Below are 23,172 nucleotides of genomic sequence, written 5' to 3' on the forward strand. Positions count from 1 at the left end.
CTACGAATTTCCTAAACCTGGTTAAACCGCAGACGCGCCACCGACGATTTCGGTGAGTTCCTGAGTTATGCTGGCCTGACGAGCTTTGTTGTAAACCAACTGCAACTCTTTAATCAGGCTACCGCCGTTATCGGTTGCGGCTTTCATCGCCACCATACGCGCGGCCTGCTCGCTGGCCAGGTTTTCTACAACACCCTGATAAACCTGCGACTCGACGTAACGACGCAGCAGGGTATCCAGCAGCGCTTTCGGATCGGGCTCGTACAGGTAATCCCAGGCCTTATGTTTCAGATCGTCATCCTCTGATGCCGGCAGCGGCAGCAGCTGGGTGATGGTCGGAGACTGGGACATGGTGTTGATAAATTTGTTACTGACGATGTAAAGCTTGTCCAGACGACCTTCGTCGTAGGCCTGCAACATCACTTTTACCGGGCCGATCAGTTCGGACAGGGAAGGGTTATCCCCCATGCCGGTTACCTGAGCAACAACGTTGCCGCCTACGGAGTTGAAGAACGAGACGCCCTTCGAGCCGATCATCGCGAGTTCGCTCTGAACGCCCTTATCGGACCACGCTTTCATATCCGCCAGCAGTTTTTTGAACAGGTTAATGTTCAAGCCACCGCACAGGCCACGGTCGGTAGACACCACCAGGTAGCCCACGCGCTTAACGTCGCGTTCTTCCAGGTAAGGGTGCTTATATTCCAGATTACCGTGAGCAAGGTGACCAATCACTTTGCGCATGGTGTCTGCATAAGGACGGCTGGCTGCCATTCTGTCCTGCGATTTACGCATTTTGGAAGCGGCGACCATCTCCATCGCTTTAGTGATCTTCTGCGTGTTCTGGACGCTTGCGATCTTACTACGTATCTCTTTTGCGCCGGCCATGAGCTTCTCCTCAATGCCTTGCGGCCTGCCCTAAGACAGACCGCCAGACGTTACCAGGACTGGGTTGCTTTGAAGGAATCGAGGATGCCTTTCAGCTTGCCTTCGATTTCATCGTTATAGCCACCGGACTGGTTGATCTCTTGCATCAGCGGAGCGTGGTCACGGTCAACGTAAGCCAGCAGTGCGGCTTCGAAGCTACCGATTTTCGCCAGTTCCACATCTTCGAGGTAACCGCGTTCAGCCGCGAACAGCACCAGGCCCTGCTGCGCAACAGACATTGGAGCGTACTGTTTCTGCTTCAGCAGCTCGGTCACTTTCTGACCGTGGCTCAGCTGTTTACGGGTTGCTTCATCCAGATCGGATGCGAACTGGGAGAACGCTGCCAGTTCACGATACTGTGCCAGCGCGGTACGGATACCACCGGACAGTTTCTTGATGATCTTGGTCTGAGCTGCACCACCCACACGGGATACGGAGATACCCGGGTTAACCGCCGGACGAATACCGGAGTTAAACAGGTTAGTTTCCAGGAAGATCTGACCATCGGTAATCGAGATTACGTTGGTCGGAACGAACGCAGAAACGTCACCCGCCTGGGTTTCGATGATCGGCAGCGCGGTCAGGGAGCCGGTTTTACCTTTCACTTCACCTTTGGTGAAGTTCTCAACGTACTCAGCGTTTACGCGGGATGCGCGCTCCAGCAGACGGGAGTGGAGGTAGAACACGTCGCCCGGGAATGCTTCACGTCCTGGCGGACGACGCAGCAGCAGGGAGACCTGACGGTAAGCAACGGCCTGTTTGGACAGGTCATCGTACACGATCAGTGCATCTTCACCGCGGTCGCGGAAGTATTCGCCCATGGCGCAGCCTGCATACGGAGCCAGGTACTGCAGCGCAGCGGATTCAGAGGCGGTTGCCACTACAACGATAGTGTTGGAGAGAGCACCGTGCTCTTCCAGCTTACGCACTACGTTAGCAATGGTGGACGCTTTCTGGCCGATAGCCACGTACACGCACTTGATGCCGGAGTCGCGCTGGTTGATGATCGCATCGATTGCCATCGCGGTTTTACCGGTCTGACGGTCACCGATGATCAGCTCACGCTGGCCACGGCCGATTGGGATCATGGCATCAACGGACTTATAACCGGTCTGTACCGGCTGGTCGACGGACTGACGATCGATTACGCCCGGTGCGATAACTTCGATAGGCGAGAAGCCATCGTTATCAACCGGACCTTTACCGTCGATTGGCGCACCCAGGGTGTTCACCACGCGGCCCAGCAGGCCACGGCCGACCGGCACTTCCAGAATACGGCCAGTACACTTCACCTTCATGCCTTCGGCGAGGTCAGCGTACGGACCCATTACTACGGCACCTACGGAGTCGCGCTCCAGGTTCAGTGCGATAGCGTAACGGTTACCCGGCAGGGAGATCATCTCACCCTGCATACAATCGGCCAGGCCGTGGATACGGATAACACCGTCACTTACAGAAACAATAGTACCTTCGTTGTGAGCTTCACTCACAACATTGAACTGAGCAATGCGCTGCTTGATCAGTTCGCTGATTTCGGTGGAATTCAGTTGCATGCTCCAGTCCCCTTAAGACTGCAAGACGTCTGCGAGGCGTTCAAGACGGCCGCGTACGCTGCCATCAATGACCATATCACCCGCACGGATGATAACGCCTGCCATTACAGACTTATCGATTTTGCAATTCAGCTTCACTTTGCGTGACAGACGTTTTTCCATCGCGACGCTGATTTTCGAAAGCTGTTCTTCACTCAGTGCGGTTGCCGAGGTGACTTCAACCTCAGCGGTAGCCTCGCTGGCTGCACGCAATTGAATAAACTGCTCAAGAACATCAGGAAGCGCATTCAGACGACCGTTCTCTGCCATCACCCTAATCAGGTTCTGGCCGTTGGCGTCCAGCTGCTCTCCACATACTGCGATAAACGACTCAGCGAGCGTTTCCGGTGCCATCGCACCGGAGAGAAGCTCTGCCATTTGTTCGTTTTTTGTCACCTCGGCGGCAAACGCCAGCATATCCTGCCAGCGCTCAACGCTCTGGTGTTCGACGGCAAAGTCAAAAGCTGCTTTGGCGTAGGGGCGAGCTACCGTAACAAATTCAGACATCAGCCCCTCCCTCCTTACAGTTCAGCGACAAGTTTGTCCACGATGTCGCTGTTAGCAGCTTCATCCACGGAACGTTCGATGATCTTCTCGGCGCCAGCAACAGCCAGAACGGCGACCTGCTTACGCAGCTCTTCGCGAGCGCGCTTACGTTCGGCATCAATTTCTGCCTGCGCCTGCGCCACGATTTTAGTACGTTCCTGCTCTGCTTCGGTTTTGGCTTCGTCCAGGATCTGGGCACGGCGTTTGTTCGCCTGCTCAATGATTACCTGGGCTTCCGCTTTCGCCTTTTTCAGCTGGTCGGTCGCGTTGGCCTGTGCAAGGTCCAGATCCTTTTTAGCTCGTTCAGCAGAAGCAAGACCGTCAGCAATCTCTTTTTGACGTTTTTCGATGGCAGCAATCAACGGCGGCCATACATACTTCATGCAGAACAGAACGAAAAGGACAAACGCGATGGCCTGGCCGAGGATTGTTGCGTTAAGATTCACAGCACAATGCCTCTTATCTAGTTAACGTTCTGATATTGCCCGTAAAAATCAAGCAACGCTTACTACGCGACAGCAAACATCACGTACAGACCCAGACCTACAGCGATCATTGGGATAGCATCCACCAGACCCATAACGATAAAGAACTGAGTACGCAGCAGAGGGATCAGATCCGGTTGACGCGCTGCGCCTTCCAGGAATTTACCTCCGAGGATGCCGATACCGATCGCAGCACCGATTGCCGCCAGACCCATCATCACAGCGGCAGCCATGTACAGCAGATCCATATTCAGGTTTTCCATGACAGTCTCCAGTTTGTTTCAGTTAAAACGTAGTAGTGTTGGTAAAAAAATCAGTGCTCTTCAGACGCCATCGACAGATAGACGATCGTCAGAACCATGAAGATGAAGGCTTGCAGCGTAATGATCAGGATGTGGAAAATGGCCCACGGCACATTCAGAACCCACTGTGACCACCACGGCAACAGACCAGCAATCAGAATGAAAATCAACTCACCGGCATACATGTTGCCGAACAGTCGCAGACCGAGCGAAACCGGTTTAGACAGCAGGCTTACCCCTTCAAGGATTAAGTTGACAGGAATAAATGCCCAGTGGTTGAACGGCTGCAGCGTCAGCTCTTTCGCGAAGCCGCCAATGCCTTTCATTTTGATGCTGTAGAACAGAATGAGGATAAATACGCCCAGCGCCATCGACAGGGTGATGTTCACGTCCGCAGACGGTACCACGCGCAGTGCTGGCAGGCCGAAGATGTGCTCGCCGATGTACGGCAGCAGATCGATTGGCAGCAGATCCATCAGGTTCATCAGGAATACCCAGACGAAAATCGTCAGGGCCAACGGCGCGATTACCTTGCTCTTGCCGTGGTACATGTCTTTCACGCTACCGTGGACAAAACCAATGACCAGCTCAATCGCCGTCTGGAATTTTCCTGGGACGCCGCTGGTTGCTTTTTTGGCAACGCTGCGGAACATCATCAGGAACAACAGGCCCAGAACCACCGAGAAGAACATGGAGTCGATGTTCAGCGTCCAGAATGTGGCCGGGGGGTTATGCGGATCCACCAGCGAGAACGTACGCAGGTCAATCTGAAGGTTATTCAGATGGTGACCGATGTACTCCTGCGGTGTTGAGATTTCTCCTGCAGACATGATGCCTCTTACCCTTTGTTGTTAATTACAGCGGGTGCCAGTATCTGTACAACCAGCACCGAAACCCACGTCACGATCAGCGGCAAAAACACCGCCTTCAAAACCGCCAACGCCACCACCAGCAACACGAAGGTTGCCAACACCTTGAACGCTTCACCGAAGGCGAAGGACCAGGCCATGCGGCCTTTAGCAGGTGTATGCGCCTGATGACGCCAGGCAAAAATCATAAACAACATATTTGGCAGCACAACTGCCAGTCCACCGCATAATGCGGAGACGCCCCAGAAGGGGTCTTTGAGGCTAAATAGTAATCCACTTACTATCACAGCCAGAAACTGAATGAACAGAAGCTTACGAGCAACGTTTCTACTCAAGAGCGACAAAGACATCACGTTTTTACTCCTGCTCACTTCGAGGTATGTCGCGTGTCGTATAAAACGTTCTTTATGGCTCAGAGTCAAGCAGCAAAAAGCGAGCAAATTATACGGTGCGGCCTCGTGATTTCAAACAATAAGTAGCAAAAAGGTGAATAAATGTTTAAATAAATTTCCCGAGCGCTATTTTTCCACTTTCAGACAAACTGTGAGCGCTAGTGCAAAATTGCTAATTGCGCGCCAATGCTGACGTTAAAGCGTGCATTAGATCACAATTTGCGCATTTACGGTCAGGACATATTATTCATGATAAGAAATTCTATTGACTCATCTTTTTGATATTTTTGATGAATCTTATCCACTCTTTTTAAAACAGCCCGATATACAATAAAAACGTTTTATTGACATTCTTAATAAATATTTAACATCTCTGTAAAAAGCTTTTTGCTGATTTTTAGCAGCCTGATATTTTCCATGTTGACTATTTTCATGGTTAAGCAAAATATGAGGTTAACAACTGGAAAAGTCACAGTAAATTTAAGGTTAAATGCTGAAAAATCTTCCGCTGCTTTGTTTAGCTTTTTTTAACAGATTCTCTACAGCGGAAAATTGCCATTTTTTGATAAAAATTAAAGTGAGTTTGCCTTAACGATCACCAAATGTCGTTCTCCTTCGAGCTGCGGAACGCGGAGTTTTACGACCGACTCCACGCTAAACCCGTCTGGCAGTTGAGCAATCTCTTCGTCAGGCAGCTGGCCCTTCAGGGCATAGAAACGCCCCTCCCCTGCCGGCAGGTGATGACACCAGCTGACCATATCATTGAGCGAGGCAAAGGCGCGACTGATAACGCCATCAAACGGCGGCTCGGCCGGGAACTCCTCTACGCGGCTCTGTACCGGCGCGATATTGTCAATCTTCAGCTCATGCTGCACCTGGCGCAGGAAGCGAATACGCTTGCCGAGGCTGTCCAGCAGCGTAAAGTGCGCCTGAGGCAGAACGATAGCCAGCGGCACGCCCGGCAGCCCAGGGCCTGTTCCTACGTCGATAAAGCGCGTTCCCGTCAGGTGAGGCGCCACCACCACGCTGTCCAGAATGTGGCGAATCAGCATCTCGTTCGGATCGCGTACCGAGGTAAGATTGTACGCTTTGTTCCATTTGTGGAGCATATCGACATAGGCCACCAGCTGCTGTTTCTGGTGATCGGTGAGCGAAATGCCTGCGTCATTGAGCAGACGAGAGAGTTTGTTGAGCACGGTAGTTACCTGTCTAAAATTGAATTGCCCGGTCAGCGCAGCGCCACCGGGCGTTAGCCCTGATAGATTAGGCGCTGCGGCGCAGCATACCCTGTTTTTTCAGCCAGACCAGCAGAATGGAGATGGCCGCAGGGGTAATGCCAGAGATGCGCGACGCCTGACCAATGGACGACGGCTTGTGATCGTTCAGCTTAGCGATCACCTCGTTAGAGAGGCCGCTCACCTGACGGTAGTCGAGGGTTGCTGGCAGGATAGCGCTTTCGTTACGCAGCTGCTTTTCGATCTCGTCCTGCTGGCGGGCGATGTAACCTTCGTATTTAACCTGGATCTCCACCTGCTCAGCTGCCTGCGGATCTTCAAGGCCAGGCGCAAACGGTGAAAGGTTCACCATCTCGCTGTAGGTCATCTCCGGACGACGCAGGAGATCTTCACCGTTGGCTTCGCGAGACAGCGGCGCGCTGAGGATGGCGTTCACTTCGTCAACCTGCTCAGAGTGCGGGTGCACCCAGATGTCCTTCAGGCGCTGACGCTCGCGCTCAATACGCTCCAGCTTCTCGTTGAAGCGCACCCAGCGCAGATCGTCGACAAGACCCAGCTCGCGGCCTGCGGCAGTCAGACGCAGGTCGGCGTTATCTTCACGCAGCATCAGACGATATTCCGCGCGAGAGGTAAACATCCGGTACGGCTCTTTGGTACCCAGGGTGCAGAGGTCATCCACCAGCACGCCCAGGTAGGCCTGATCGCGGCGCGGTGCCCAGCCCTCTTTCTCGGCAGAGAAGCGGGCAGCGTTGAGGCCAGCCAGCAGCCCCTGCGCAGCGGCCTCTTCGTAGCCGGTGGTGCCGTTGATCTGCCCGGCAAAGAACAGACCCTCGATAAACTTGCTCTCGAGCGTCGGCTTCAGGTCGCGCGGATCGAAGAAGTCATACTCGATGGCATAGCCCGGACGGACAATCTTCGCGTTCTCCATCCCCTGCATGGAACGGACAATCTGCATCTGTACGTCGAACGGCAGGCTGGTGGAGATGCCGTTCGGATAGATTTCGTTTGAGGTCAGCCCTTCCGGCTCAAGGAAGATCTGGTGCTGGTTACGATCGGCAAAGCGCATCACCTTGTCTTCGATCGACGGGCAGTAGCGTGGCCCGATCCCTTCGATCACCCCGGCGTACATCGGGCTGCGATCGAGGTTATTGCGGATCACGTCATGGGTTTTCTCATTGGTGTAGGTGATGTAGCACGGCACCTGGCGCGGATGTTGGTCAACGCTACCCATGAACGAGAAGACCGGAAGCGGGTTATCACCATGCTGCTGGGCCAGAACGCTGAAGTCGATAGTACGGGCGTCAATACGCGGCGGCGTGCCGGTCTTCAGGCGGTTTACGCGCAGCGGCAGCTCACGCAGGCGGCGCGAGAGCGAAATAGACGGCGGATCGCCCGCCCGACCACCGCTGTAGTTATCCAGCCCGATATGGATTTTACCGTCGAGGAAGGTCCCGACCGTAAGCACTACCGACTTCGCACGGAATTTGAGACCCATCTGGGTCACCGCACCGACCACACGATCGTTTTCGACGATCAGATCTTCGACCGCCTGCTGGAAGATCATCAGGTTCGGCTGGTTCTCCAGCGCGGTGCGTACCGCCTGGCGATAGAGCACGCGATCCGCCTGAGCGCGAGTCGCCCGTACGGCAGGGCCTTTGCTCGCGTTTAGTATCCTAAACTGAATGCCTGCCTGGTCGATTGCGGTGCCCATCAGCCCGCCCAGCGCGTCCACTTCTTTTACCAGGTGTCCTTTCCCAATACCACCGATCGCCGGGTTGCAGGACATCTGCCCCAGCGTGTCGATATTGTGTGTCAGAAGGAGGGTCTGCTGACCCATACGTGCAGCGGCCATTGCAGCCTCGGTACCTGCATGACCCCCGCCAATGATGATGACGTCAAAAGGATCCTGATAAAACATGGTGATTTGCCTCGCGTAGAGCGGTTAGAAAGTGGATGGGTGCCTGGGCGGTGGATTCTACTCAACTTTAGCCCGTCGAGAAAGAGCCGGGATCCTGACTATTAAAAAGAAGATCTTTTTTATTTAAGATCTGTTCTATTATGATCTCTTATTAGGATCGCCCTGGCCTGTGGATAAGCTGGATCCTCCTACTAAGATCAACGTGTTATTGAGGATCGTTTGCTGTGAAAGATCGGTGATCCCACACCGTATAAGCTGGGATCAAAAAGGCGGGTTATGCACAGGTGAAACTTTAAACAAACCTTATACCGTGGATAACTACCGGTTGATCAACGGTTTTAACCAGAGTTACCCACAGACGATCGCACGATCTTTACACTTCTTTCAGTAAATTGATCCACGATCCCAGCCAAATCTCGGCCGGATCCTCCGGAATTTCATGTTCGAGAACATTGATCCTCAGCGTTTCACCGATCTGTTTTGCCTGGCAGCCTTTCAATACCTCTTCCAACTTCTCGATAGCGCCGCAGAAGGTATCGTACTCACGGCTACCGAGACCCACTGCGCCAAAGCGAACCTGGGAGAGATCCGGCTGCTGCTCCTGTAGCTCTTCATATAAAGGCAGGATGTTGTCAGGCAGATCCCCTGCGCCATGGGTAGAGGAGATCAGCAGCCATACGCCATCGGTGGGGAGATCCTCAAGCAGAGGGCCATGCAGCGTGCTGGTAGAGAAGCCTGCATCTTCCAGCTTCTCAGCCAGATGTTCTGCAACGTATTCTGCGCCGCCCAGCGTACTTCCACTGATGAGAGTAATGTCTGCCATGATGATCCGCTCCGATGAATAAGAGCGGTATTGTACGCTGTGAATGAGCTGGGATCTACCTGTGGAAAATGTGGTGATTGTTTTGCCCGCTTAGGGGCGGATGGTGCGCATGATCGGGTTCTGCAAGGAGATCAACGTCTCGGTGGACTGGATCTCATCGATTGTTTGGATCTTGTTGATAAGTACCTGTTGCAGGGCGTCGATCGAGCGGCACATCACCTTAATAAAGATGCTGTAGTGGCCAGTGGTGTAGTAGGCTTCGGTGACCTCTTCCAGACTCTCAAGCTTCGCCAGCGCCGAGGGGTAGTCCTTAGCGCTCTTCAGAATAATGCCGATAAAGCAGCAGACGTCGTAGCCGAGCTGTTTCGGGCTGACGTCAATGCGTGCGCCGGTGATAATGCCCGCCTGCTTCATCTTCTCTACCCGGACGTGGATGGTCCCAGGGCTAACGCCAAACTGCTTCGCCAGTTCGGCATAGGCCGTGCGGGCATTGGCCATCAGCGCCTCCAGAATGCCCCGGTCGAGGTTGTCGATCTGGTAACTTTCCATAAATTTCAGCCGTTCTTTTCAGTTATTGAGTTGAGATTAACGCTTCCAGCGGCGCAGCAGGCGGCTACGCATACCGGTATCAAAGCGCCAGATATGATCGAAAATACGCATGATCCCCGGCTTGCCGTGAGCCGACATCGCCACCGCATGAAAACGGTGCTGATGTACCTGCTGTAACGTTTTGATCTGATTGACGACCTCGTCGGGCAGGCGCTGGGCGATAAAGTCTGAGATCACCACGGCATCGGCATCCGCCCACTCGCCGCCCTGCATCCGCTCGATCACGGCGCGAAAGCAGCTGGCGAGATCGGTACCGCCGCGAAAACGCTGGCTTAAAAAGCGGATCGCCTCCTCTAACCCCTGCGATCCCGACAGCTCATAGCGTACCACCTCGCTGGAAAAGAGCATGATATAGCAGCGGCGGTTATCCGCCAGCGCCACGCGCATTAGCGCCAGGCAGAACGCCTTCGCACACTGTTCGTTAAAGCCGCCCATTGAGCCTGATGTATCGACACAGATAATAAATGGCCCGCGCGGCTGCTCATCGACGCTTTGGTGCACCACCGGGCGCTGAGTGATCTTCTCCCGCCAGGCTTCACCATGCAGACGGTAGGTGAGAAGCTGCTTCTCCACCAGCCGACGGTAAAACTCATACTCCAGCTCGGTAATGCCCAGGGTCGCCAGCTCGGGCGGCAGCAGGCGCAGAATGTCATCGCTCTGCTGCAGGCCATCCACCTGCTCCGGCACCGAGGCCGGCTCGCGTACCAGCGTGCGGAAGGTCTCCATCGGCGAATCTTTTTTCGGTACCGACTTTGCCTCCCGGGAGCGGCCAAGCTGCTCGGCTAGCTGTTGCAGCTCCGGCTGCTCGGCAAGGAAGTCGCCGTAGCGGACGATGAGCTGATAGTCACCGCGCTTCAGCTGCCCGGCGCTCATGTCCCACAGCCGTCCGGCGGCATTTTCATTTTCGATCAGCACCGACTCAAGCTGGCCGCTCAGCTTCATGCGCTCCTGAACCTCGCTTAAGAGCTGCTCGCGCTCCTCCTCCAGCAGCTGCTGGTTAAGCGTCGTCGCCTGCACCACCAGGCTCAGTCGCCAGCGCTGTAAAAAGAGGGTATGCAGCGCGGGGGTAAGGGTCGGGTTATCGGCAATCAGCTGGCTGGCCTGTTCGGCATAGGGCGAATGCACCTTCGCCAGTAGGGTGAGGATCTGCGGAAGCTGAACAATAAACTGCGGCGTCGCCAGCAGCTGGGTCTGCTGGTAGCAGAGAAACTCTTCCGTAAGCTCCGGCGGGACCGCTGTCTCCTTTAGCCGGCTTCTTAGCGCCTCTCGCCAGCGGGGTACGTCGTCGGTAATCGCGCGCCTGAGCCGGGGAAACTTTTCAAAGAACACCGCCAGCTGCGGTGAGGCCAGCAGGGCGACGATCAGCTCCTCAATCAGCCCCTCTTCGCCCACCGCCAGCATCACGTTCAGCGTGTCGAGGGTGATCATTGCCGGGCCTGTTTGATCTGCGCGCCGACGTCCTGCAGGCTGGCTTCAATGCGCCCTAACCAGTCGCTGTGAATAAACAGGCACTTCTGCTGTTCGCTGAAGCGGGTGTGCTGCTGGTGCCATGTATTATCCAGCGCCTCGAGCTGCTGGGCGATCTCCTCAGGCACGTTCTCCTGAGAGGTGCCGGGCAGCGCCAGCCGGGAGGCCTGCAGGCTGACGTCGCGAACGATCAGGTGCAGGGTGGCGTCCACCTCCAGGTTGAGTACCTGGGCAAAGCCAATCCCGTTGAGCTTGCCGCGGATCTCTCCACCTTTCATCAGCCACTGTTCAAGCGGGGCGCGCTCAAGGGTAATATGTATGACCTGCATATCGTGCAGCTTGAGCGGCTGCTGGAGCAGCAGAGTCAGCGTATCGTCGCTGATATCAGGGGGCAGCTCGTAGTGCGGACGGCGGCTAAACATGCCGCTTTGGCGCTGCACTTTGAGGGCGGTCTTATCGCTCTGCTGCTGCTGGAGCTGTAGACGCCGCTGGGCAATAGCGCCCAGCTGGACCAGCATGGCCTGCTGCTGCCAGGCGTGTCCGGTCATCAATATGTCGACCTGCTGAGCAAGCAGCTCCCGGCTCTGGGCGTCATGCCACAGGCAATCTTTTAGCAGGATCAGATCGATGGGTGATACCGCATCGCGCCCGCAGAAAAAGGCGCTGGCCTGCAGCAGGCGAATGGCCTTTTTCCAGCGGCGATCAGAGACGTAGGGCGCGCTGGGGAGGTTATCCAGCTGCTGGCGCAGCATAAAGATCAGCTCGAATACCGCGTCGGGCAGGGTAACGCGGCCTATATCCTGCTGCCACTGCTGATACTCCTCGTCGGTCACCTGTAGCGAGGCCGGAACCGGGTTGTCGTTCTCATCCTGCTGGCTAACCAGCATGGCGCGGAAGTTTCCCTTCTCCTGAACCTTATCCAGCCAGAGACGGATCAGCATACGGTCATACAGCGCTTCCAGACTGCTGTCAGCTTCCGGTAGTTCATTGGAGGCTGCCACCAGCAGGCGCATCGGGATCTTCTCCTCACTGGCGCCGTTGCGGAACCGACGTTCGTTAATGGCGGTTAGCAGCGTGTTGAGGATAGCAGGACCGGCTTTCCATATTTCGTCGAGGAAAACGATCTCCGCCTCCGGAAGATAGCCTGCGGTCAGACGCTCGTAACGCCCTTCGTCTTTCAGCGCCTGGATAGAGAGCGGGCCGAAAACCTCCTCCGGCGTCGAAAAGCGGGTCATCAGGTATTCAAAGGCGCGAGCGTGCTGAAAGGCAAACTTTAGCCGGCGGGCAATAAGGCTTTTGGCGATCCCGGGCGGGCCAAGAAGAAATACACTCTCTCCGCTTAACGCGGCCAGCAGGCACAGGCGGATAGCGTGGCTACGCTCATACAGGCCTTTTTCCAGCGCGCTGCTGAGACGGGAAATTCTTTCTGCTAATAAATGTGAGTGAGCCATAATTGTTCTGCATCCTTTCGCCGCTGTATCGGTGGACAAAAGTGAGTATACGTTTCAACAAGGGCTTGTAATAGACGGAATAATGCCTTCGTTTCTTTGCGCCAGAATAACCCGGTCGCATTTAGGGCTTCGATTTATTGAAGAATCATGCATACTGTGCGCTTTTGTGGGCCAAGGGACGAAGCGCACACTTGTCATCCATACAAAAGATTAGTCTATGAGCACTGATAATAAGCAATCATTGTCTGCGGTTACCCTCGCAGCCATTGGGGTTGTCTACGGTGATATCGGGACCAGCCCGCTTTATACTCTTCGTGAATGTTTGTCCGGTCAGTTTGGTTTTGGCGTCGAACGTGACGCGGTGTTTGGCTTTCTGTCACTCATCTTCTGGCTGCTGATTTTCGTTGTCTCTATTAAGTATCTGACCTTTGTTATGCGCGCCGATAACGCCGGGGAAGGGGGGATTTTGACCCTGATGTCGCTGGCGGGACGTAACACCTCGGCGCGCATGACCTCGGTGCTGGTGATCATGGGGTTGATTGGCGGCAGCTTCTTCTATGGAGAAGTGGTGATCACGCCTGCAATCTCGGTGATGTCGGCCATTGAAGGGCTGGAGATTATTGCCCCCTCGCTGGATAGCTGGGTCGTCCCGCTGGCCATCGTGGTGCTGACGCTGCTGTTTATGATCCAGAAGCACGGTACCGGGCTGGTGGGCAAGCTGTTTGCGCCCATTATGCTGGCGTGGTTTATCATCCTGGCGGTGCTGGGCCTGCGTGGGATTATCTCTAACCCTGAAGTGTTGCAGGCGCTGAACCCAATGTGGGCGGTGCACTTCTTCCTCGAGTATAAAACCGTGTCGTTTGTGGCGCTGGGCGCGGTGGTGCTGTCGATCACCGGCGTAGAGGCGCTGTATGCCGACATGGGCCACTTCGGTAAACTGCCGATCCGCCTGGCGTGGTTCAGCCTGGTGCTGCCGTCGCTGGCGCTGAACTACTTCGGCCAGGGCGCGCTGCTGCTGAAAAATCCGGAGGCGATCAAGAACCCGTTCTTCCTGCTGGCCCCGGAGTGGGCGCTGATCCCAATGCTGCTTCTTGCCACCCTGGCAACGGTTATCGCCTCCCAGGCGGTGATCTCCGGCGTCTTTTCGCTTACCCGGCAGGCGGTGCGTCTGGGCTACCTGTCACCGATGCGCATCATCCACACCTCGGAGATGGAATCCGGCCAGATCTACATTCCCTTTGTGAACTGGCTGCTCTACTTTGCCGTGGTGATTGTGATTGTCAGCTTTGAGCGTTCAAGCAACCTGGCGGCGGCGTACGGGATCGCGGTTACCGGCACAATGGTGCTGACCTCCATCCTCTCCACCACCGTCGCACGTAAAAACTGGCACTGGAACAAGTTCCTCGTGGCGCTGATTCTGGTGGCGTTCCTCTGCATCGATATTCCGCTCTTCTCGGCGAACCTCGACAAGCTGCTCTCCGGCGGCTGGCTGCCGCTGAGTCTTGGGATTGTAATGTTCATGATCATGACAACGTGGAAAAGCGAGCGCTTCCGCCTGCTGCGGCGCATGCATGAGCACGGTAACTCTCTGGAGGCGATGATCGCTTCGCTGGAGAAATCCCCGCCGGTGCGGGTGCCGGGTACGGCGGTCTACATGTCACGCGCCCTTAACGTTATCCCCTTCGCGATGCTGCATAACCTCAAGCACAACAAGGTGCTGCACGAGCGGGTGATCCTCCTGACCCTGCGCACGGAGGACGCACCCTACGTGCATAACGTCCGCCGGGTACAGATTGAGCAGCTTTCTCCGACCTTCTGGCGCGTGGTGGCCAGCTATGGCTGGCGCGAAACGCCGAACGTGGAGGAGGTGTTCCACCGCTGCGGGCTGGAGGGGCTGAGCTGTCGCATGATGGAGACCTCGTTCTTTATGTCCCACGAGTCGCTGATCCTTGGCAAGCGCCCGTGGTACATGCGCCTGCGCGGCAAGCTTTTCCTGGTGCTGCAACGTAACGCCCTGCGCGCCCCGGATCAGTTTGAGATCCCGCCCAACCGGGTAATCGAGCTGGGTACTCAGGTCGAGATTTAAACCTGCCAAATGCCGGGTGGCGCTTTGCTTACCCGGCCTTGCTCTCTTCATCTTAATTTCCGTTAGCGAAACGTTTCGATGCCGATCACAGTTCTTTAATGTGGTGATGGTTAAATGAACGCCATCCGGCATACACTGGCACCAGCGAAACGTTTCGCTAGTGGAGCAAGAAAAAATGAAGAAAGGATCTGTACTTAACTCTGAAATCTCATCGGTTATCTCCCGTCTTGGGCATACCGATACGCTTGTGGTGTGTGATGCCGGGCTGCCGGTACCCCACAGCACGCAACGCATCGATATGGCGTTAACCCAGGGCGTGCCCTCGTTTATGCAGGTGCTTGAGGTGGTCACCACTGAGATGCAGGTTGAGGCAGCCATTCTCGCAACGGAAATCAAACAGCATAATCCGCAGCTCCACGAAGCGTTGCTCAACCATATTGAGCAGCTGCAACAACACCAGGGAAATACCATCGAAGTGCGCTACACCACGCACGAAGAGTTTAAACAGCAAACCGCAACAAGCCAGGCGGTCATTCGCAGCGGGGAGTGCTCCCCGTATGCGAATATCATTCTCTGTGCTGGCGTCACCTTCTGAGGCCATCATGGACGCATTACTTCAGCTTAAGGGGATCGACAAAGCGTTCCCCGGCGTAAAAGCCCTCTCTGGCGCAGCGCTCAACGTCTATCCAGGCCGCGTGATGGCGCTGGTGGGTGAGAACGGCGCGGGCAAATCCACCATGATGAAAGTGTTAACCGGTATCTACACCCGCGATGCCGGTTCGCTGCTGTGGCTGGGTCAGGAGACGACCTTTAACGGACCTAAGTCTTCTCAGGAGGCGGGGATCGGCATTATCCATCAGGAGCTGAACCTGATCCCGCAGTTGACCATTGCCGAAAACATCTTTTTAGGCCGTGAATTTGTTAACCGCTTTGGCAAAATCGACTGGAAGAAGATGTATGCCGAAGCAGACATTCTGCTGGCGAAACTCAACCTGCGCTTTAAGAGCGACAGGCTGGTGGGCGATCTCTCTATTGGCGATCAGCAGATGGTGGAGATCGCCAAGGTGCTGAGCTTTGAGTCGAAGGTCATCGTTATGGATGAGCCGACCGATGCCCTCACCGATACCGAAACCGACTCCCTGTTCCGCGTGATCCGCGAGCTGAAATCCCAGGGACGCGGCATTGTCTACATCTCCCACCGCATGAAAGAGATCTTTGAGATCTGCGATGACGTGACTGTCTTCCGTGACGGGCAGTTTATTGCCGAGCGTGAGGTCAGCTCGCTCTCTGAAGATACGCTGATTGAGATGATGGTGGGGCGCAAGCTGGAAGATCAGTATCCGCACCTTGATAAAGCACCGGGCGAGGTTCGTCTGAAGGTCGACAGCCTGTGCGGCCCTGGGGTGAACGATGTCTCCTTCTCCCTGCGGCAGGGCGAAATTCTTGGCGTTGCCGGGCTGATGGGCGCCGGACGTACCGAATTGATGAAGGTGCTGTACGGCGCGCTGTCGCGAACCAGCGGCACCGTTACCCTCGACGGCCATGAAGTGGTGACCCGCTCGCCGCAGGATGGCCTGGCCAACGGCATCGTCTACATCTCAGAGGATCGCAAGCGCGATGGCTTAGTGCTGGGCATGTCAGTAAAAGAGAACATGTCCTTGACCGCGCTGCGCTACTTTAGCCGCAGCGGCGGCAGCCTGAAGCATAGCGATGAGCAGCAGGCGGTGAGCGATTTTATCCGCCTGTTTAACGTCAAAACGCCCTCTATGGAGCAGCCCATCGGCCTGCTCTCCGGCGGCAACCAGCAAAAAATCGCTATCGCCCGCGGGCTGATGACGCGCCCGAAGGTATTAATCCTCGACGAACCCACCCGCGGCGTGGACGTCGGTGCCAAAAAAGAGATCTATCAGCTCATCAACCAGTTTAAAGCGGATGGGCTGAGCATCATTCTGGTGTCATCAGAGATGCCGGAGGTGCTTGGCATGAGCGATCGCATCATGGTGATGCATGAAGGAGAGTTGGGCGGCGAGTTCACTCGTGAACAGGCAACCCAGGAAGTGCTGATGGCCGCCGCCGTCGGCAAGCTAAATCGCGAGACCCAGGAGTCAACGATATGAGTACCCAGACCGTTATCCCCCGCCGCTACTTTAATAAGGCGTGGCTGATGGAACAGAAATCGCTGATTGCCCTGCTGGTGCTGATTGCGATTGTCTCCACGATGAGCCCTAACTTTTTTACCATCAATAACCTGTTCAACATCCTGCAGCAGACCTCGGTGAATGCCATTATGGCAGTGGGGATGACGCTGGTGATCCTGACCTCGGGGATCGATCTCTCCGTTGGCTCGCTGCTGGCGCTCACCGGCGCGGTGGCAGCCTCGCTTGTCGGAATGGAAGTTAACGCGCTGGTGGCTATTGCGGCCGCGCTGGCGCTGGGGGCTGCGGTAGGGGCGATGACCGGGGTGATTGTCGCGAAAGGCCGGGTGCAGGCGTTTATCGCCACTCTGGTGATGATGCTGCTGCTGCGCGGTGTGACCATGGTCTATACCAACGGCAGTCCGGTAAATACCGGCTTTACCGATAACGCCGATCTCTTTGGCTGGTTTGGTATTGGCCGCCCGCTGGGTATCCCGACACCGGTGTGGATCATGGGCATCGTCTTCCTGGCCGCGTGGTATATGCTGCACCACACCCGTCTGGGCCGCTATATCTATGCCCTGGGCGGTAACGAAGCGGCCACGCGCCTCTCCGGCATCAGCGTCAATAAAGTCAAAATTATCGTCTATTCCCTGAGTGGTCTGCTGGCTTCGCTGGCGGGCATCATTGAAGTGGCGCGCCTCTCCTCTGCACAACCCACGGCCGGTACCGGCTATGAGCTGGATGCCATCGCTGCGGTCGTCTTAGGCGGGACCAGCCTCGCGGGTGGTAAAGGCCGCATTGTGGGCACGCTGATCGGTGCGCTGATCCTTGGTTTCCTTAACAACGGACTGAACTTGCTGGGTGTTTCCTCCTATTACCAGATGATCGTTAAGGCAGTGGTGATTTTGCTGGCGGTGCTGGTAGACAACAAAAAGCAGTAATAAATGACATTACAGGACATCTGATTATGAACATGAAAAAACTGGCTACTCTGGTCTCTGCTGTCGCACTGAGTGCAACCGTGAGCGCGAACGCGATGGCGAAAGATACCATTGCGCTGGTGATCTCAACCCTGAACAACCCGTTTTTTGTTTCGCTGAAGGATGGCGCACAGAAAGAGGCCGACAAGCTGGGCTATAACCTGGTGGTGCTGGATTCCCAGAACAACCCGGCAAAAGAGCTGGCCAACGTGCAGGACCTGACCGTACGCGGCACTAAAATCCTGCTAATCAACCCGACCGACTCCGATGCGGTGGGTAATGCCGTGAAGATGGCGAACCAGGCAAAAATTCCGGTGATCACCCTGGACCGCGTGGCGGCCAAAGGTGAGGTCGTGAGCCATATCGCCTCTGATAACGTGCTGGGCGGCAAAATTGCCGGTGATTACATCGCGAAGAAAACCGGTGAAAGCGCGAAGGTCATTGAACTGCAGGGCATCGCCGGTACCTCTGCCGCTCGCGAACGCGGCGAGGGCTTCCAGCAGGCCGTGGCAGCACATAAGTTCAACGTACTGGCCAGCCAGCCGGCGGATTTCGACCGCACCAAAGGTCTGAACGTGATGCAGAACCTGCTAACCGCGCATCCTGACGTGCAGGCAGTCTTTGCCCAGAACGATGAGATGGCGCTGGGTGCGTTGCGCGCGCTGCAGACGGCGGGTAAATCCGACGTGATGGTGGTGGGCTTCGACGGCACTCCGGACGGTGAGAAAGCGGTAAACGACGGCAAGCTGGCGGCGACCATCGCCCAGCTGCCGGAGCAGATCGGCGCGAAAGGTGTTGAAACTGCTGATAAAGTACTGAAAGGCGAAAAGGTTCAGGCCAAATACCCGGTTGACCTGAAGCTGGTTATTAAACAGTAATCACGTTTTAAGGCTTACGCCACCAGAGGGTGGCGTACCTTACAGGATGAACCCACCATGAAAACAGCAGGTAAGCTCGTTGTCCTTGGCAGCATTAATGCCGATCACATTCTCAACCTTGACGCTTTCCCAACGCCGGGTGAAACCGTAACCGGTACCCATTATCAGGTCGCCTTTGGCGGTAAAGGTGCCAACCAGGCGGTGGCCGCCGGGCGCAGCGGAGCGCAGATTGCCTTTATCGCCTGTACCGGCAGCGACGATACCGGGGAGCGGATCCGCGCCCAGCTGGTCAGCGATAACATCGACGTTGCGCCAGTGAGCGTAGTTGACGGGGAGTCGACTGGCGTCGCGCTGATCTTTGTCAACGAAGAAGGGGAGAATGTGATCGGTATTCATGCGGGTGCTAACGCCGCACTCTCGCCTGAGCGGGTTGCTGCCCAACGAGAGCTGATTGCCAACGCGGACGCGCTGCTGATGCAGCTGGAGTCGCCGGTCGAGAGCGTGTTGGCCGCCGCGAAAATTGCCTATGAAAATCATACCACTGTCGTACTCAACCCGGCACCGGCGCGTGTATTATCTGACAAGCTGCTGGCGCTGGTGGACATTATCACCCCGAATGAAACCGAAGCGGAAAAGCTGACGGGCATTCGCGTCGAGAGCGACAGCGATGCAGAGCGGGCGGCGCTCGCGCTGCATGATAAAGGCATCGGTACGGTGATTATCACCCTTGGCAGCCGCGGCGTATGGGCCAGCGTCAACGGTAAAGGTCAGCGTGTACCGGGCTTTAAGGTCAACGCCATTGATACTATCGCGGCGGGTGATACCTTTAACGGCGCACTGGTGACCGCGCTGCTGGAGGATAAGCCGCTTAATGAGGCGATTGTGTTTGCCCATGCGGCGGCGGCGATTGCCGTCACGCGTAAAGGCGCGCAGCCCTCTGTGCCATGGCGTAATGAGATTAACGATTTCCTGAGTCAGCAGGGGTAACGCGTGGCCACCATGAAGGACGTTGCCCGCCTGGCGGGCGTTTCCACCTCGACGGTTTCGCACGTCATTAATAACGATCGCTTTGTCAGCGATGCGATTCGGGAAAAGGTGGAGGAGGCAATCAAAAGCCTCAACTACGCTCCTTCGGCGCTGGCGCGCAGCCTCAAGCTCAAGCAGACGCGCACCATCGGGATGCTGATCACCGCCAGCTCCAACCCCTTCTTCTCTGAACTGGTACGCGGCGTAGAACGCAGCTGTTTCGAACGTGGTTATAGCCTGGTGCTCTGCAATACCGAAGGTGATGAAGAGCGAATGAACCGTAACCTGGAGACGCTGATGCAGAAGCGCGTCGATGGGCTGCTGGTGCTCTGTACCGAGACGCATCAGCTTTCGCGGGAAATTATCCAACGCTACCCTTCTATTCCTACCGTCATGATGGACTGGGCACCCTTCGAGGGCGATATCGATATCATTCAGGACAACTCGCTGCTGGGCGGCGATATGGCGACCCAGTATCTGATCGATAAAGGCTTTACCCGTATCGCCTGCATTACCGGGCCGCTGGATAAAACCCCTGCGCGGCTGCGTCTGGAGGGTTACCGGGCGGCGATGGCCCGAGCGGGCCTGCCGGTGCGCGAAGGCGACGAGATTATCGGTGACTTTGAATTTGGCAGCGGCGTTGCGGCTATGCAGGCCCTGCTGGCGCAGCAGGATCGGCCTCAGGCGGTATTTATCGGTAACGATGCGATGGCCGTTGGCGCTTATCAGGCGTTGTATCAGGCGGGGCTTAAGGTTCCGGACGATATGGCCATCATCGGCTACGACGATATTGAACTGGCGCGCTACATGACGCCGCCGCTCACCACCATCCATCAGCCGAAGGATGAACTGGGTGAGCTGGCGATCGATGTCCTGACCCACCGCATTGCCGATCCGACGCTTTCTCAGCAGCGGCTACAGCTGACGCCGGTGCTGATGACGCGCGGCTCCGCTTAAGCCTTGTGCCGCTCCTTAATCAGATTCCGCCCATCTTTCGGTTTGAGCAACAGGAAGACGGAGGCTGAGATCAAGGTAATAACGCCCATGGTAACAAAGGTGTAGTGGAACTGCTCAATGGTATTGGCGCTCTCAAACCCTTCATAAAACCGCAGCACCGCCGCACTGACGGCTACCCCAAGGCTGATCGATAGCTGCTGGGTGACGGCCAGGACGCTGTTGCCGCTGCTGGCGTTCTCATCGGTCAGGTCGGCCAGCGTAATAGTGTTCATGGCCGTGAACTGCGTGGACATCGCCATCCCTAATATAAAGAGCGGCAGGATCAGCAGCCATATCTCCATCGACGGCGACTGAAGCGCAAACTGCGCAATCATCACGCCAATAATCACCGTAATGCCAAACAGCGTTTTACGGTAGCCGAACCAGCGCAGTACCTGAGTAACGGTAGATTTCGCCAGAATCGACCCTATCGCGGTGGGTGCAATCATGCAGCCCGCAATAAGTGCCGTATAGCCGAAGCCGACCTGAAGCATCAGCGGCATGAGAAAAGGAACGCAGCCGGTACCGAGGCGCGAGGCGATGTTGCCCGCAATGCCAACCGAAAAGGTGCGTGTCCTGAAGATCGGTAGGGCAATCAGCGGCGAGGGATGACGGCGAGCGTGACGGATGTAGGCATAGAACAGCACCACGCTGCTGAAGATAATGGTGAGTGCCAGCCAGCTGGCCACCAGTTTTTCACCAAACAGCTCAATACCAATGGAGAAGAGCACAAGGCTTACGCCGAACAGGAGAAAACCGCCCATGTCGAAACGGCGGCGTGGCGTCGTAAAGTCAGGCATATATTTACGCGCGTAGAACAGTCCGGCAATGCCGATAGGAATGTTGATCAGGAATATCCAGTGCCAGCTGGCCCAGGTGACCAATACGCCGCCGAGTACCGGGCCAAGAATCGGCCCTACCAGGCCTGGCATAGTGACAAAGTTGAGTACCGGAAGCAGTTCACTGCGCGGATAGGCTCGCAGCAGCGCGAGGCGAGCGACCGGCATCATCATTGCGCCGCCTATCCCCTGCACGACGCGAAAGACAACCAGCATCCCTAGCGAATTTGATAGCGCGCAGGCCAGCGAACCTAAAGTAAACAGCGAAACCGCCAGCATAAAGATGCGCCGCGTGCCGAAACGGTCTGCCAGCCAGCCGCTGACCGGGATCAGCATGGCAACGGTCAGGGTGTAGCTGATAATCGCTGACTGCATCGCCAGCGGTGAGCGGTTAAGGCTTTGCGCTATGGCCGGTAACGCGGTATTGAGAATAGTGGCGTCCAGCGCCTGCATAAAAAAGGCCATCGCCGCAATCCATGGCAAACCCGCCATGCTGCGCGCTTTCTTCTTTGTCATACTGCGTCCTGTTATTTAGCTTCCTGCGGATGTGGCGTATTAAGTAACGCCTGACATGCGTTAAAGGCGCGTTCGCCATCGCTATCCTGAATGGCATCCACAATAGCCTGATGATTTTCAAGTTTAACCACTTCATTATGGGTAATAGAGTTGAAGTAGGTGTGATAAACCGAGTGAAAAAGCATGGCAAACGACGACAGGAAGGGATTGCTGCTCATGGCATAGATATGTTCATGCCAGGCGGTATCCACATCTAACCAGCGTTCGCGATGAAAATGTTTCTTTAACTGTACCATCTCTTCCATCAGCGTATTCAGGTGCGCTTTCTGCTCTGCGCTACCCCGCTGGGCCGCCAGCATGCAAGCCTGAGGTTCCAGCGTACTACGCAAGACGAGGAAGTGGCTTATCACTTCATGAAAGTTATTGTCGGTCATCCACCAGGAGAGCAGCTCTTGATCGAGGAAGTTCCAGCTCCCCTTAGGCATTACGCGCGTACCAATACGCGGACGTGGCAGCACCATCCCTTTCGCCGTGAGCGTTTTTACCGCTTCCCTGACCGCCGTTCGGCTTACGCCAAACTCATCGCCCAATTCCATCTCAGGAGGCAAAATTGAGCCTGGAGCATACTCCCCGGTTAAGATCCGCTGGGCCAGCTTCTCTGCCAGTACATAAGAAAGGTTTTTCTGAGCGGCTAAATGCTGTGCGCTTAACGGCATATATCGTATTCCTTCTTCTATTTATTACTTTCAGTATGCCACCTGACACAGGTTATCGGCGCTAAATTCAGCAAATGCAGCCAATAGTGATGGTTTTTAGTACGTCTTGATGAAAAATAGCGCGCTTGAAAACTTTTTTGAATTTAAGACTTGTCAGCTCCGAATAACTCCCTATAATGCGCCACCACTGACACGGAACAACGGCGAATAAGCCGGCCGGTCAGCGAGGCGCCTCCGGGCACTTCGGCAGAGAAAAGCGAAAATAAACGCTTGACTCTGAATGAGGAAAGCGTAATATACGCCACCTCGCAACGGTGAGCTGAAAGCCACGTTGCACTGCTCTTTAACAATTTATCAGACAATCTGTGTGGGCACTCGAAGACA

22 protein-coding genes are annotated in these 23,172 nt (G+C 55.7%); 7 read left to right on the plus strand and 15 right to left on the minus strand.

The window, feature by feature from the left end; translation table 11 throughout:
* Window positions 1-21: 21 nt before the first annotated feature.
* The 13 genes from atpG to ravA all read right to left on the minus strand — a co-directional run bounded on the left by atpG (window position 22) and on the right by ravA (window position 12,613).
* Window positions 22-885, minus strand: coding sequence for a F0F1 ATP synthase subunit gamma (gene atpG, locus RTN40_RS09620; RefSeq protein ID WP_042393507.1), 864 nt, complete (start codon window positions 883-885; stop codon window positions 22-24).
* Between the two features lie 50 nt (window positions 886-935).
* Window positions 936-2,477, minus strand: a complete 1,542-nt coding sequence (atpA, locus tag RTN40_RS09625; RefSeq protein WP_103820590.1) for a F0F1 ATP synthase subunit alpha — start codon at window positions 2,475-2,477, stop codon at window positions 936-938.
* 12 nt (window positions 2,478-2,489) lie between these two features.
* Complete coding sequence (atpH, locus tag RTN40_RS09630) at window positions 2,490-3,023, minus strand: F0F1 ATP synthase subunit delta (RefSeq protein ID WP_103820591.1); 534 nt, start codon at window positions 3,021-3,023, stop codon at window positions 2,490-2,492.
* A 14-nt stretch (window positions 3,024-3,037) separates the two neighbouring features.
* The gene (gene atpF / locus RTN40_RS09635; protein ID WP_042393514.1) at window positions 3,038-3,508 is read right to left on the minus strand and encodes a F0F1 ATP synthase subunit B; all 471 of its coding nucleotides are present in this window, start codon (window positions 3,506-3,508) and stop codon (window positions 3,038-3,040) included.
* Window positions 3,509-3,570: 62 nt separating this feature from the next.
* Window positions 3,571-3,810, minus strand: a complete 240-nt coding sequence (gene atpE, locus RTN40_RS09640) for a F0F1 ATP synthase subunit C (protein ID WP_000429386.1) — start codon at window positions 3,808-3,810, stop codon at window positions 3,571-3,573.
* Between the two features lie 50 nt (window positions 3,811-3,860).
* Window positions 3,861-4,679: a F0F1 ATP synthase subunit A gene (gene atpB / locus RTN40_RS09645; protein WP_268106301.1), complete on the minus strand. Its 819-nt coding sequence runs from the start codon at window positions 4,677-4,679 to the stop codon at window positions 3,861-3,863.
* Between the two features lie 8 nt (window positions 4,680-4,687).
* Complete coding sequence (atpI, locus tag RTN40_RS09650; protein ID WP_042393520.1) at window positions 4,688-5,068, minus strand: F0F1 ATP synthase subunit I; 381 nt, start codon at window positions 5,066-5,068, stop codon at window positions 4,688-4,690.
* Between the two features lie 614 nt (window positions 5,069-5,682).
* Window positions 5,683-6,306: a 16S rRNA (guanine(527)-N(7))-methyltransferase RsmG gene (rsmG, locus tag RTN40_RS09655; RefSeq protein ID WP_312228252.1), complete on the minus strand. Its 624-nt coding sequence runs from the start codon at window positions 6,304-6,306 to the stop codon at window positions 5,683-5,685.
* Window positions 6,307-6,373: 67 nt separating this feature from the next.
* Complete coding sequence (gene mnmG, locus RTN40_RS09660; RefSeq protein WP_312228253.1) at window positions 6,374-8,263, minus strand: tRNA uridine-5-carboxymethylaminomethyl(34) synthesis enzyme MnmG; 1,890 nt, start codon at window positions 8,261-8,263, stop codon at window positions 6,374-6,376.
* A 373-nt stretch (window positions 8,264-8,636) separates the two neighbouring features.
* The gene (gene mioC / locus RTN40_RS09665) at window positions 8,637-9,086 is read right to left on the minus strand and encodes an FMN-binding protein MioC (RefSeq protein WP_144818256.1); all 450 of its coding nucleotides are present in this window, start codon (window positions 9,084-9,086) and stop codon (window positions 8,637-8,639) included.
* A gap of 90 nt (window positions 9,087-9,176) precedes the next feature.
* Complete coding sequence (asnC, locus tag RTN40_RS09670; protein WP_042393528.1) at window positions 9,177-9,635, minus strand: transcriptional regulator AsnC; 459 nt, start codon at window positions 9,633-9,635, stop codon at window positions 9,177-9,179.
* 36 nt (window positions 9,636-9,671) lie between these two features.
* Window positions 9,672-11,123, minus strand: a complete 1,452-nt coding sequence (viaA, locus tag RTN40_RS09675) for an ATPase RavA stimulator ViaA (protein WP_312228254.1) — start codon at window positions 11,121-11,123, stop codon at window positions 9,672-9,674.
* Window positions 11,120-12,613, minus strand: coding sequence for an ATPase RavA (gene ravA, locus RTN40_RS09680; protein ID WP_312228255.1), 1,494 nt, complete (start codon window positions 12,611-12,613; stop codon window positions 11,120-11,122). The genes viaA and ravA overlap by 4 nt, the downstream gene beginning before the upstream one ends.
* A 217-nt stretch (window positions 12,614-12,830) precedes the next feature.
* Between ravA and kup the strand changes: the two genes are divergently transcribed.
* The 7 genes from kup (at window position 12,831) to rbsR (ending at window position 20,678) form a co-directional block, all read left to right on the plus strand.
* Window positions 12,831-14,699 (plus strand): low affinity potassium transporter Kup, encoded by a 1,869-nt coding sequence (gene kup / locus RTN40_RS09685; RefSeq protein ID WP_312228256.1) that lies wholly within the window; start codon window positions 12,831-12,833, stop codon window positions 14,697-14,699.
* Window positions 14,700-14,874: 175 nt separating this feature from the next.
* The gene (gene rbsD, locus RTN40_RS09690; protein ID WP_312228257.1) at window positions 14,875-15,294 is read left to right on the plus strand and encodes a D-ribose pyranase; all 420 of its coding nucleotides are present in this window, start codon (window positions 14,875-14,877) and stop codon (window positions 15,292-15,294) included.
* A gap of 7 nt (window positions 15,295-15,301) precedes the next feature.
* Entirely contained in the window at window positions 15,302-16,816 is a 1,515-nt protein-coding gene (gene rbsA, locus RTN40_RS09695) for a ribose ABC transporter ATP-binding protein RbsA (protein ID WP_312228258.1), read from the plus strand.
* A complete protein-coding gene (gene rbsC / locus RTN40_RS09700) occupies window positions 16,813-17,778 on the plus strand; it encodes a ribose ABC transporter permease (RefSeq protein ID WP_103820602.1) in 966 nt (321 codons plus the stop codon). The genes rbsA and rbsC overlap by 4 nt, the downstream gene beginning before the upstream one ends.
* Window positions 17,779-17,804: 26 nt before the next feature.
* The gene (rbsB, locus tag RTN40_RS09705) at window positions 17,805-18,695 is read left to right on the plus strand and encodes a ribose ABC transporter substrate-binding protein RbsB (RefSeq protein WP_312211623.1); all 891 of its coding nucleotides are present in this window, start codon (window positions 17,805-17,807) and stop codon (window positions 18,693-18,695) included.
* Window positions 18,696-18,752: 57 nt separating this feature from the next.
* Window positions 18,753-19,682, plus strand: a complete 930-nt coding sequence (gene rbsK, locus RTN40_RS09710) for a ribokinase (RefSeq protein ID WP_312228259.1) — start codon at window positions 18,753-18,755, stop codon at window positions 19,680-19,682.
* Window positions 19,683-19,685: 3 nt separating this feature from the next.
* Entirely contained in the window at window positions 19,686-20,678 is a 993-nt protein-coding gene (rbsR, locus tag RTN40_RS09715; RefSeq protein ID WP_312228260.1) for a ribose operon transcriptional repressor RbsR, read from the plus strand.
* Here rbsR and mdtD read toward each other — a convergent pair.
* Complete coding sequence (mdtD, locus tag RTN40_RS09720) at window positions 20,675-22,072, minus strand: multidrug transporter subunit MdtD (RefSeq protein WP_312228261.1); 1,398 nt, start codon at window positions 22,070-22,072, stop codon at window positions 20,675-20,677. The two genes, rbsR and mdtD, sit on opposite strands and share 4 nt — an antisense overlap.
* Window positions 22,073-22,083: 11 nt before the next feature.
* Complete coding sequence (locus RTN40_RS09725) at window positions 22,084-22,788, minus strand: FadR/GntR family transcriptional regulator (protein WP_312228262.1); 705 nt, start codon at window positions 22,786-22,788, stop codon at window positions 22,084-22,086.
* Window positions 22,789-23,172: the final 384 nt, after the last annotated feature.

The organism is Pseudescherichia sp. (assembly GCF_031987975.1).
Taxonomy (GTDB): Bacteria; Pseudomonadota; Gammaproteobacteria; order Enterobacterales; family Enterobacteriaceae; genus Pseudescherichia.

Excerpts from the sequence above, each read along its gene's own strand:
- mnmG (WP_312228253.1), bottom strand. The coding sequence starts at position 8,263 with ATGTTTTATCAGGATCCTTTTGACGTCATCATCATTGGCGGGGGTCAT.
- RTN40_RS09725 (WP_312228262.1), bottom strand. The coding sequence starts at position 22,788 with ATGCCGTTAAGCGCACAGCATTTAGCCGCTCAGAAAAACCTTTCTTAT.
- ravA (WP_312228255.1), bottom strand. The coding sequence starts at position 12,613 with ATGGCTCACTCACATTTATTAGCAGAAAGAATTTCCCGTCTCAGCAGC.
- asnC (WP_042393528.1), bottom strand. The coding sequence starts at position 9,635 with ATGGAAAGTTACCAGATCGACAACCTCGACCGGGGCATTCTGGAGGCG.
- atpH (WP_103820591.1), bottom strand. The coding sequence starts at position 3,023 with ATGTCTGAATTTGTTACGGTAGCTCGCCCCTACGCCAAAGCAGCTTTT.
- rbsB (WP_312211623.1), top strand. The coding sequence starts at position 17,805 with ATGAACATGAAAAAACTGGCTACTCTGGTCTCTGCTGTCGCACTGAGT.
- rbsA (WP_312228258.1), top strand. The coding sequence starts at position 15,302 with ATGGACGCATTACTTCAGCTTAAGGGGATCGACAAAGCGTTCCCCGGC.
- atpG (WP_042393507.1), bottom strand. The coding sequence starts at position 885 with ATGGCCGGCGCAAAAGAGATACGTAGTAAGATCGCAAGCGTCCAGAAC.
- rbsK (WP_312228259.1), top strand. The coding sequence starts at position 18,753 with ATGAAAACAGCAGGTAAGCTCGTTGTCCTTGGCAGCATTAATGCCGAT.
- mdtD (WP_312228261.1), bottom strand. The coding sequence starts at position 22,072 with ATGACAAAGAAGAAAGCGCGCAGCATGGCGGGTTTGCCATGGATTGCG.
- atpI (WP_042393520.1), bottom strand. The coding sequence starts at position 5,068 with ATGTCTTTGTCGCTCTTGAGTAGAAACGTTGCTCGTAAGCTTCTGTTC.
- rbsC (WP_103820602.1), top strand. The coding sequence starts at position 16,813 with ATGAGTACCCAGACCGTTATCCCCCGCCGCTACTTTAATAAGGCGTGG.
- atpA (WP_103820590.1), bottom strand. The coding sequence starts at position 2,477 with ATGCAACTGAATTCCACCGAAATCAGCGAACTGATCAAGCAGCGCATT.
- viaA (WP_312228254.1), bottom strand. The coding sequence starts at position 11,123 with ATGATCACCCTCGACACGCTGAACGTGATGCTGGCGGTGGGCGAAGAG.
- kup (WP_312228256.1), top strand. The coding sequence starts at position 12,831 with ATGAGCACTGATAATAAGCAATCATTGTCTGCGGTTACCCTCGCAGCC.
- atpB (WP_268106301.1), bottom strand. The coding sequence starts at position 4,679 with ATGTCTGCAGGAGAAATCTCAACACCGCAGGAGTACATCGGTCACCAT.
- mioC (WP_144818256.1), bottom strand. The coding sequence starts at position 9,086 with ATGGCAGACATTACTCTCATCAGTGGAAGTACGCTGGGCGGCGCAGAA.
- atpE (WP_000429386.1), bottom strand. The coding sequence starts at position 3,810 with ATGGAAAACCTGAATATGGATCTGCTGTACATGGCTGCCGCTGTGATG.
- rbsD (WP_312228257.1), top strand. The coding sequence starts at position 14,875 with ATGAAGAAAGGATCTGTACTTAACTCTGAAATCTCATCGGTTATCTCC.